At 51.5% G+C, this 9,798-nt stretch carries 7 protein-coding genes and 2 pseudogenes; 7 read left to right on the top strand and 2 right to left on the bottom strand.

Features of this window, described 5'->3' with window-relative positions:
* Positions 1-143 (top strand): annotated as a pseudogene (locus INT22_RS20410) (TlyA family rRNA (cytidine-2'-O)-methyltransferase); the annotation flags it as partial.
* A gap of 46 nt (positions 144-189) precedes the next feature.
* Here the strand turns inward: INT22_RS20410 and mscK are convergent.
* Positions 190-3,496, bottom strand: a pseudogene (mscK, locus tag INT22_RS07160) (mechanosensitive channel MscK).
* 219 nt (positions 3,497-3,715) lie between these two features.
* On the opposite strand from mscK, the gene INT22_RS07155 reads away from it, so the two are divergent.
* From INT22_RS07155 to INT22_RS07140, 4 genes are all read left to right on the top strand, one after another.
* The gene (locus INT22_RS07155; protein WP_089038632.1) at positions 3,716-4,735 is read left to right on the top strand and encodes a phospholipase A; all 1,020 of its coding nucleotides are present in this window, start codon (positions 3,716-3,718) and stop codon (positions 4,733-4,735) included.
* A gap of 80 nt (positions 4,736-4,815) precedes the next feature.
* Complete coding sequence (locus INT22_RS07150) at positions 4,816-5,148, top strand: DUF883 family protein (protein WP_030070257.1); 333 nt, start codon at positions 4,816-4,818, stop codon at positions 5,146-5,148.
* On the top strand, positions 5,148-5,552 hold the full coding sequence (locus tag INT22_RS07145) for a phage holin family protein (RefSeq protein ID WP_193067952.1): 405 nt from the start codon (positions 5,148-5,150) through the stop codon (positions 5,550-5,552). Before INT22_RS07150 ends, INT22_RS07145 begins: the two co-directional genes overlap by 1 nt.
* Positions 5,527-5,826: a YqjK family protein gene (locus tag INT22_RS07140; protein WP_089038634.1), complete on the top strand. Its 300-nt coding sequence runs from the start codon at positions 5,527-5,529 to the stop codon at positions 5,824-5,826. Before INT22_RS07145 ends, INT22_RS07140 begins: the two co-directional genes overlap by 26 nt.
* Before the next feature lie 99 nt (positions 5,827-5,925).
* Here INT22_RS07140 and INT22_RS07135 read toward each other — a convergent pair whose 3' ends face one another.
* Positions 5,926-7,110 carry an NAD(P)/FAD-dependent oxidoreductase gene (locus INT22_RS07135; protein WP_193060476.1) on the bottom strand — a complete coding sequence of 395 codons (1,185 nt, stop codon included), beginning with the start codon at positions 7,108-7,110 and terminating at the stop codon, positions 5,926-5,928.
* A gap of 193 nt (positions 7,111-7,303) precedes the next feature.
* Between INT22_RS07135 and INT22_RS07130 the strand changes: the two genes are divergently transcribed.
* Both INT22_RS07130 and INT22_RS07125 read left to right on the top strand, forming a co-directional pair.
* Entirely contained in the window at positions 7,304-8,371 is a 1,068-nt protein-coding gene (locus INT22_RS07130; RefSeq protein ID WP_193060477.1) for an efflux RND transporter periplasmic adaptor subunit, read from the top strand.
* Positions 8,371-9,798: efflux RND transporter permease subunit (locus tag INT22_RS07125; RefSeq protein ID WP_193067951.1), on the top strand; the 1,428-nt coding region annotated here is incomplete at its 3' end. The genes INT22_RS07130 and INT22_RS07125, both read left to right, overlap by 1 nt.

The following is a 9,798-nucleotide window of genomic DNA, read 5'->3' as shown; positions in this document are numbered from 1 at the left end:
CAGAGGTAGAGAAAAAGATACGTGATGCCTGTACAGAGTGCGGCTTAGTCATTAGCCACTGGCAGGAAAGCCCGATTACCGGTGGTGACGGTAATCGGGAGTTTTTACTGTTCGCCACCAAACATGAAGAACAAAGCGTTTAAAAACCAGTACTTAAACACAACCCCCCCCCTGATGCTAACCTAGTCATTAGCTTAGGTTATCAGGAGGCAGCCGGTTAGCTGACTGCACTTTAACTGACTCGCCTCGGTCGCGGTGCAGCCACACGTCCATCTGCTCGAAGGCCACCCTAACGCCCGCTTCACGGAACAGCTCGTCGATCCGGCAGTTAACTTCGTCAGCAGCAAACAAGCGGTCAAGCAAATCGTTAACGAAAATGCGCAGCTCAAAATTCAGGCTGTGCGGCCCGTAGTTCAGGCAGAAAACCTGAGGTTCTGGGTCTTCTAACACTCGTTCATTTTCGTCGGCAGCCTGGCGCAGCAATGTATGCACTAAAGGCAGATCAGACCCATGAGCAACACCGTAAGTCAGCACCACGCGGGTCACGTTATCCGAAAGTGACCAGTTAATGAGCTGGTCCGTCACAAACGTTTTGTTCGGAATGATAATTTCTTTTCGGTCAAAGTCGGTCACGGTAGTCGCCCGGATGCGAATCCGACTGACCGTGCCATGTAGATTACCCAGCGTGATGGTGTCACCAATGCGAATTGGGCGCTCAAACAGAATGATCAAACCAGAAATAAAGTTGGCAAATATTTCCTGAAGACCAAAGCCTAAGCCCACGCTCAGCGCCGCCACCAGCCACTGCAATTTATTCCAAGAAACGCCCAGCGTGGCCAATGCCATCACTACGCCAGTACCAACAATGGTATAAGAAAGCAGCGAGCTAATGGCATAAGCACTACCCTGCTTTAAGGACAAGCGTGAAAGCACCATTACTTCCAACAAGCCAGGCAAGTTACGCGCCATAATGAACGTGATGGCAATCACAAGTAGCGAGGTAAACACATCGGAAATCGATAGTGCGTCTCCGACCAAATCCCCCTCTTCCGCATCCCATATTGAAACTTGGTCTAAATAACTCAGTACCGCCAGCAGGTCTGACCACACCAGATACAGCAGGGCACTGAAGCCAATCAACAAAATCAACTTTGATAGGCGTAACGACTGAGAGTTAATTTTCTCCATATCCAAAGGTGGCTCTTCAACGACCTCCAGCCCACCTTCTGCGCCCTCTTGTACTTGAGCACGACGTCTAGCGAGCGCACGCCGGTAAGCTAGCCGCCGTGCTGCAACGGCTAAACTACGTACGACCGTGGCCTCAACGACGACCCACAAGCCCAACAGGTAAAGGGTGATTGCAAAGCGAGCAACTAGCCGCAACGCCGTATACTCATATCCCCACACCACAAGTCCAAGGAGTACTAGCGGCACTGAAGCCATCGCTAGACCTAACACCAACCGGAAGAGTCGCACTCCGAAAAATGGCACATGGGCCAGGATTAATAGTGCCAACCACCAGCTCATTGCCACCAGGCCCGCGGCAAACAGCCCTATCGCCACTGGGCGCAACGCCAGCGGTGTTTCCATTTGCCCAGAGAGCGCGGCAATAACAACCACGGGCGCTAACGCCAGTCCGAAACCACCCAGCAGCTTACGCAACCGCGCTGTATAAGCAGGTGCCCAGGTGAAATGGCGCTCAGCAACCCCATCATGAACGAGTAGCCGGCGGCCCCAAGCCACGACAGCCCAGCTAAGCGCCAGTTGTAGTAGCGCTGGCGAAACACTGCTTGCCAGTGCACCTTCAGCCTCACTTAGGCCTATGCCAATACCTGCCAACCCCAACGGCCCTGGCAACGCAAGCAGAGCGTTTAGCAGCACCGCCTTGGTGGTATGCAGCTGAGTATCACTTTTCAGTCGACCAATTTGTGAGTGAATGAGCGCAAGCCGTGCTTTAATTCGCCGACGCAGCCCAACCAGAACCACGCCAAGCAAAATAAACGGCGCGCCAATCAGCATTTTCCAAGAAAAACCTTTCCACTGAGAGGGCAAAACCGCCCGCCACTCGCCTTCTCGCCACTCCAGTTGAAGGTTGTGGGGAATTTGTCGTAACCAATTGAAATCTAGAGGACGGCTATTAGCTACCCAGAATAGCTGTTCATCAATGGTCGCCCGTAAATCGCGCGTCGTCTCTAATAGCTGTTGTTGATTAAGTTGAAGCTCAATAGCGGCACTCAGCAGGCTTCCGTAAGATTGCTCAAGCTGCTCTACCAATTCACGGCGCGACTGATAAAGGCGTGTTAGGGAGTCCACCAATCCAGGCGTGACGTCAACCCCTGCTTCCTGCAAGCGCTGGGTCGCTAAGCGATCGCTTTGGCGCAACTGATCACGCTGCCGAATCAAATCAAACTGTTTGAGACGCAAATCAGCAATTTCATCTTGTAAATCACGCCTTGGCGCGACTAACGGTAACGACTGGCGCTGTTCTCGAAGAATACGCGACAACAATTGGCTACCACGAATAGCATCAATTTGTTCGTTCAGGCTACGCTGAAGTTGCCGTACATGATCTAACTGACGCTGGGCTTCAATATTCTCACGTATAATGCCATTCGCTCTATCCGTTGTTCGCAACAGTTCAAGGCTCAGTGCTTGGTTCGCTTGCTGAGCATTGAGCATTGAGCACCACAGGGTGCCCTTCAGCGATCAGTGGATCATTCTTTGCGGCGTCAGCAATTGCCTGCTCAGATTGTAGCCGCCGCTGACGATCAATGACGCCTTGCAACAAATTAAGCTGCTGCTCCTGCTGGTCTATTTGCAGCTCAATGAGTTCCCGGCGCTCCTGGGCCAACTCTCGTAGCCGACTGTTGGCACTTAGTTCACGCTGGTTAAGGTTTACTTCCTGCTCTGCAAGGGCTCGCTCAATGCGCCACTGAATTAACTGTGCATCGTGGCGTGCCGATAGTTGCCGATCACCCAGCAAGGCTTCTCGCTCATCAGACTGACGGCGTAAACTTTCAGTGCGCTGTAACGCATCTGAAATTGCTTGCTGAGCGCGCTCAGGCAGTGCTTGCGCGGCCAATAGCTGAGAGTTAACTTCGGCTAACTGGCTTTGAAGCCGCTGAAGCTCCACGACGGCCTCTGCTTGCTGCGCTTCCAGCTGATTCAGTGGCATATCACTAAGGTTATCCACTGAGAACTGTCGGCTTTGTTCCTCCGCTTCGTTCAGCTCACGCTCTAGACGAAGCAATATTTCGGGCGCTTGGACAACCCGTTGCTCTAACGCCTCAATGCGCTCTTCAACTGCGTGCAGGCGCTCATAGCCTTGTAGCGCAGCCGTCAACGCTTCTTTGACCTGAGTTTGCTCGGTGGTTAGCTCGCTTTCTTGCGACTCAAGCTCGGCTAATCGCTCAGATAGCTGCTCCTCAGAGGGGACCTGATCAAGCAACGCAGCCTGCGCGTATACGGCACCAGCAGTCGTAAACAATAGATAAATAAAGCAGAGCTTGAGGAGTGCCTTCAGTGCATTTTTGACCACGTTAGATATGCCTCATCGACATGGATACTACTCCAATCAGGAAGATCGCCATTGTCAGGCGTTCTGGCTTCTTACGCAATCTAACGCGTTTGACGAACGGGAGGAGTTGACTTACGCGATGGGCGTGTATAGAAGAGTCTCTGATAACTGCCTTTTATTTATTTGCGAGCCATTTTGATGGTCATTCGAAAACTGCTGTTAACTAGTTTAATTGTTTTGCTAGGCACTGAAAGTGCCATTGCAGAGACCCGCGAGGAAATTGAGGCTCGTATACGCGCACTCAACAGCGAACTTTATCAGTTGCGTCAGCAGCTGCAACAGGTTGAAGATCCGGCAGGAAGCGAATCCACGCCCGCTCCGCAGTTGCTTCCAGAAGAGATGGCGCTTGAGGATCTCAGTGAACGCCGCCAATTTGAGCAGGAGTCGTCACGTAATCCGTTTGCGATTACGACTCACCGAACTAATTATCTTTTCCCTATTAGCTATAGCACCAACCAGAACAGCGAAAACTTTCGTAGCATTTCCGCAGACTCTCCACCTAACGACGTCGAAGTGAAATTTCAGTTTAGCGCTAAATTCAACCTCGCAGAGGATGTGTTTGGCGACATTGGCGATGTCTATTTTGCCTACACCCAGCGTAGCTGGTGGCAGGCCTATAATACCGATGCTTCTTCCCCCTTCCGGGAAACTAACTATGAACCTGAAATTTTTATTGATTTTGATAACGCCTGGAGCGCATTAGGCTGGGTAAATACGCGCAATCGTCTCTCCTTCATTCATCAGTCTAACGGCCGTTCAGACCCGCTTTCACGCAGTTGGAACAGAGTTTATCTGGAAAGCACGTTCCAACGTGGTGACTGGGCACTATCACTCGCCCCTCATTGGCGCGTACCTGAGTCCAGCGGCGACGATGACAACCCAGACATAGAACGCTATGTCGGTTATGGCGATATCCGCCTGGCAAAACGACTCAATGGTAACCACGAGGTCGCGGGGCAACTGCGTGGCAACCCAAGCGCGGGTAACTATGGCACTCAAATAGACTACAGCTGGCCTGCATTTAACAATGTGCGTGCCCATCTACAGTACTACTACGGCTACGGAGAGAGCATGATTGACTACAACAATCGCGTGCATCGTCTCAGCATCGGCTTTAGCTTAAATCCCCTGTTCAGTACGTCAGGGCTGAACCGATAGCACCTAAGGTTGTCTTATGATTAACGGCTGCTATGCTGGAGTTGACACTTATTCATATTCACTCGTCAAAGGATGACATCATGGCTAAACGTAATACTGATACCTCTGCTCGTGCTGACCAGTTGAAGGAAGATCTCCGCCACCTGAGTGAAACCGTAGAAGAGTTGATGAATGCCACGTCAAAAGATGCAAGTGGCGAAATGCGTGACCTTCGTGAGCGCGCAGAAAAACGACTGAAAGACACCCGAGCGCGCTTAGAAGCTCGCGGTGAACGACTTTACGAAGACACGCGTGAAACGCTGTCTCAGCAAGTTGATTGCTGCGATCGTTACGTGCACGAAAACCCTTGGGCTAGTATTGGTATTGGTGCCGCAGCTGGTCTAGTGGTGGGTATGCTTCTCGGTCGTCGCTAATGGCTTTAGGGCCAACACAACGCGTATTCTCTACAGCCAAACGTCTGCTGAGATCATTAGTCGCTAATGGTGAGACTCGGCTTCGTTTGGCGGTTTTAGAGTTAGAAGAGGAGCGCGCTCGTTTATTGACCCTGCTTTTGTTGGCAGGAGCCAGCCTTTTGTTGCTGTTGTTAGGCGTCGCGACACTTACCGCGCTGGTAGTCGTACTGTTTTGGGACACTTATCGGCTGACTGCGATTGGCGTGAGTGCAGGCGTTCTTATTGCCTTAAGTTTTTTACTAGCGGTTATCGCTATTCGGCAAGCCAAGCAACATACGCTGTTAAAAGAAACGCTTAAGCAACTCTCCGCTGACCGAGCCTTGTTGGAGGTGAATGAGGATGACTCAACCCAACACCGTCAATAAGCCTCCCAGCCGAGCGGAACGCAAAGCCGCCTTGTTAGCGGAATTAGAGCAACAGCGTATCGATATATTAGTTGATAGCGATACGCTTACCAAGGCAGCCTCACCGCTAGACAAGAACTGGCGCAGCCTTAAAATACCTTTGTATGTGATTGGTGGCGTCGCCGCCTTGCGTATTTTGCGCCATCCAGGTGGTGCAATGGCAGTTGGCAGAAAAGCACTGGCTAGCTACATGCTGATACGAAAACTGAAGCTGCTAGCAAAAGTGGCTAGTTAGTAAGTCACTAGCGATATTTTCTGAGAACGTCGCTGGGCCGTTTTTATAAACGCTAATTTTGAATGCTCTACGTGTTTACGGCCCAGTTCTTTAGACTCATCAGCATGCCTGCCCGCAAGCAACACCACTTGCCCAAGCCCACTGAAAGTTGTACCCCCCCAATTCCCCCGTCACATCTAGCACTTCACCGATAAGCCTAAGCTGCGGTAGGTCTTTCACTGCAAATGTTTTTGATGAAATCGCTTCCGTACTTACCCCGCCCATCGTTACCTCAGAAGTTCGCCACCCTTCTGTACCTGACGGTTTTAACTGCCACTGGTTTAGCCGCTGAGCCCAATGATCAAGCGCATCATTACTGTACTCTGCCAGAGGGCTGGTAAGATTGGCGTCTGGGTACCACTCTAGCAACGCTTGGGCAAAGCGCTTTGGAAAACGCTCTCCCAGCCAAGTGGACAGCTGACGCTTAGGAGTCGCATGACGTGCATGACGTAATACGTCAGCAGCCTGTTCACTTGGCAGTAAATCAATAGTGATCGTGTCACCAGGTTGCCAAACGCTGGAAATTTGCAGCATCGACGGGCCTGACAGGCCACGATGAGTAAATAGCATTGGCTCTTTAAAGCGTCTCCCATTGCAGCTCACCTCGCATGGCACACTAACCCCAGAAAGTGCTGCTGCGCGCTCTTTCCAACTATCGCTCAAGGTAAACGGCACCAAGCCTGGGCGGGTAGGCAGAACATCTAAGCCAAACTGACGGGCAATGTCATAACCAAACCCTGTCGCCCCCATCGTGGGTATCGAAAGTCCTCCCGTCGCAATCACTACCGTACCCGCGTCTATGCTTCCCAACGACGTGGCTAAGCGCATGCTATCCCCCATTCGCTCCAGCCTAGAAATTGACGTGCTGAGCGACACCTCGACGCCGGCCCATTCACACTCGGTGAGTAAGACGCTAACAATGTCTTTAGCGGAGCTCGCACAAAAGAGCTGGCCTGGGGCTTTTTCCACATACTCAACACCATGCCGCTCTATCAACGACACAAAATGCTCTGGACGGTAACGCTTTAGCGCAGAAATACAAAAATACGGATTTTCCGAGTAAAAATTCTGAGGCGTAGTCGCAAGATTGGTAAAATTGCAGCGCCCTCCTCCCGACATCAATATTTTCTTGCCCGCCTTGTTGGCATGGTCCACTAACAGTACACGACGCCCCGCGTAACCCGCTTGAGCCGCACACATTAAACCAGCGGCTCCTGCACCAATGACGACGACGTCGTAGACCATAAAATTAGGCTCCCAGGGTGAAAAAATGAGAGGCATTTTAACAGGTAAATAGCTCAAAATTACTGTACATTAAAAATTACATGTACAAAAAACGTACATCTATTTAACAAAATATCACTGTAGACACTTCACCCTCTAACACGGTGATCCCCTAAGTGGTATTACTAGGCATTTTGATAACACTGAGACGCTCATGCTTGTTTGTAAACGTATCTTTCTCTTCTGGTTGTTTACCCTGATATGGGCTAGTCCGCTGTTGGCACAGTCTCCCCCTCCGGTTATTGGGCACTACGCCGCCATAACGACTTGGTCTGATCCGCTTGAAGCATTAGGGACACTGAGTGCAGATGAAAGCGTGACACTTTCTGCCACGGTGACCGATACGATTGCCGAGATCAATTTTGAAGATGGCGAACAAGTAGAGCGCGGAAGGCTGTTAATTCGTTTAGAAGATGCTGAAGAACAGGCTCAGCTAAGGGCTGCGCAAGCCCTCAATGATGAACGTCGCAATGCGCTAGGCCGAGCCACCCAGTTGCAACAACGCAACCTCGCCCCGCGGGCTGATGTAGAAGACACCCAGGCTCGTTTACGCCAATCACAGGCTGACGCACAAGCGTTAGAAGCTAGGCTGTCAAATTATCGCTTACATGCCCCTTTTAGCGGGCGAGTTGGCTTTCGTAACGTCAGTATCGGTGCATTAGTGACGCCCGGCATGGAGCTTGTCACTCTTGATAAGCTAGATGTCATGAAGCTCGACTTTACCGTACCTGAAGTATTTTTAGGGCGTTTATCCAACGGCCTAAAGCTGAGTGCTACTACAGCGGCATTCCCTGACGAGCTCTTCAGCGGTGAAATCTCTAGCATTGGCACCCGCATAGACCCTATCACCCGCAGTGTTAACGTTCGCGCTGAAATGGTAAACCCTGGGCTGCGTCTGCGGCCTGGGATGTTAATGGAGGTCGTGGTTCAGCAACGAGTCCGCAACACCCTGGTACTTCCTGAAGCAGCGATCGAACCCAGTGGCAACCGCCACTTTGTGATGCTGATCAACCAGCAGGACGACACCTCTCGATTAGAGCGGCGAGAAGTCATCATTGGCGAACGACGAAGCGGTGAAGTAGAGGTGCTGGAGGGTATCAGTGCGGGCGACCTAATCGTGATTCACGGATTACAACTCGCGCGAGATGGCCAGCAAGTCAGGCTGCTAGGTATCGCTGATGAAGAGACGGATATTCGCACGCTACTGGAGGCTGATCGCTAATGCGTTTATCCGACATTTCAGTTCAGCGGCCCGTGCTGGCGATGGTGATTGCCACGCTGATTATCGCGTTTGGTTTACTGGCACTCAACCGGCTGCCCCTGCAAGAATACCCAACGGTTGATCCTCCTATTGTTAGTATTGATACCCGCTACCCTGGCGCATCTGCAAGCGTTGTAGAGACACGTATTACCCAAGTGCTCGAAGACCGTATCGCCGGCGTGGAAGGCATTGAGTTAATTACCTCGCAAAGTGAGGATGGTCGTTCGCGAGTGGAAATCGAGTTCGCCATCACCATGGATATCAATGCTGCCGCCAACGATATCCGCGATCGTATTTCAGGAGCACTGCGCAACCTTCCAGATGATGCCGATAATCCTGAGGTCACTAAAGCCGACAGTAGCGAGACTATTGTCGTGTGGCTAAGTCTCTCTGGTGCGGATTACTCGATCACCGAACTGACCGATTATGCCAATCGCTTTCTGGTAGACAGCCTTTCGGTACAACCCGGCGTGGCAAGGGTGCGCGTAGGTGGTGGACGTGATTACGCGATGCGAGTTTGGCTGGACCGCAATGCACTCGCCGCACGGGGGCTAACTGTTGGTGATATTGAGGATGCTCTACGTGCTGAAAATGTTGAGTTGCCAGCGGGCTCAATTGAGTCCGAAGATCGCCAATTTATTGTTCGTTTGCCGCGCAGCTTCGCGACCGCTGATGATTTTAAGCAGATTGCTTTAATCGAAGGCAGTAACGGTTATCTAGTACGTCTGGGCGATGTAGCGCGTGTCGAGATAGGCTCAGTAGAGGACCGATCTGTGTTTCGTGCCAATGGCGTCCCGATGGTGGGACTAGGCATGATCATGCAATCAACGGCTAACGTAGTGGAGCTATCGGAAGCCGTTCGACAAGAACTTGACCGGCTTCAAGGCACCTTGCCGGAGGGGATGTCACTCAGCCTTAACTATGATGCGTCAGTATTCGTTTCAGGCGCTATCGAACAAGTAGTGATGACGCTGTTTATCGCCATGGGGCTAGTCGTCGTGGTGATGTTTATGTTTTTAGGCAATCTGCGCACCACACTAGTGCCTGCAGTGACGGTACCGATTGCTGTCATTGGAGCATTTACCGCCCTAGCCGCCATGAACTTTTCGATTAATCTACTCACGCTATTGGCGCTGGTACTGGCGATTGGGTTGATTGTTGATGACGCGATTGTAGTGCTTGAAAATATCAATCGGCGTATGCACGACTACGCAGAAACACCTCTGGTCGCAGCATTTCGAGGCACACGGCAAATCGCTTTTGCGGTGATTGCTACCACGCTGGTGCTGGTGGCAGTCTTCGTTCCCCTCAGCATGCTGCAGGGGGATATTGGTCGGCTATTTTCAGAGTTTGCACTTACCATGGCGGCAGCGGTTGTTGTCTCCAGG

It is taken from the genome of Halomonas sp. 3D7M (assembly GCF_014897885.1).
In the GTDB taxonomy this organism is placed as follows: domain Bacteria; phylum Pseudomonadota; class Gammaproteobacteria; order Pseudomonadales; family Halomonadaceae; genus Vreelandella.
The sequence above is the reverse complement of the archived record's forward strand: the minus strand, read 5'-3'. Positions and strand labels throughout refer to the sequence as shown.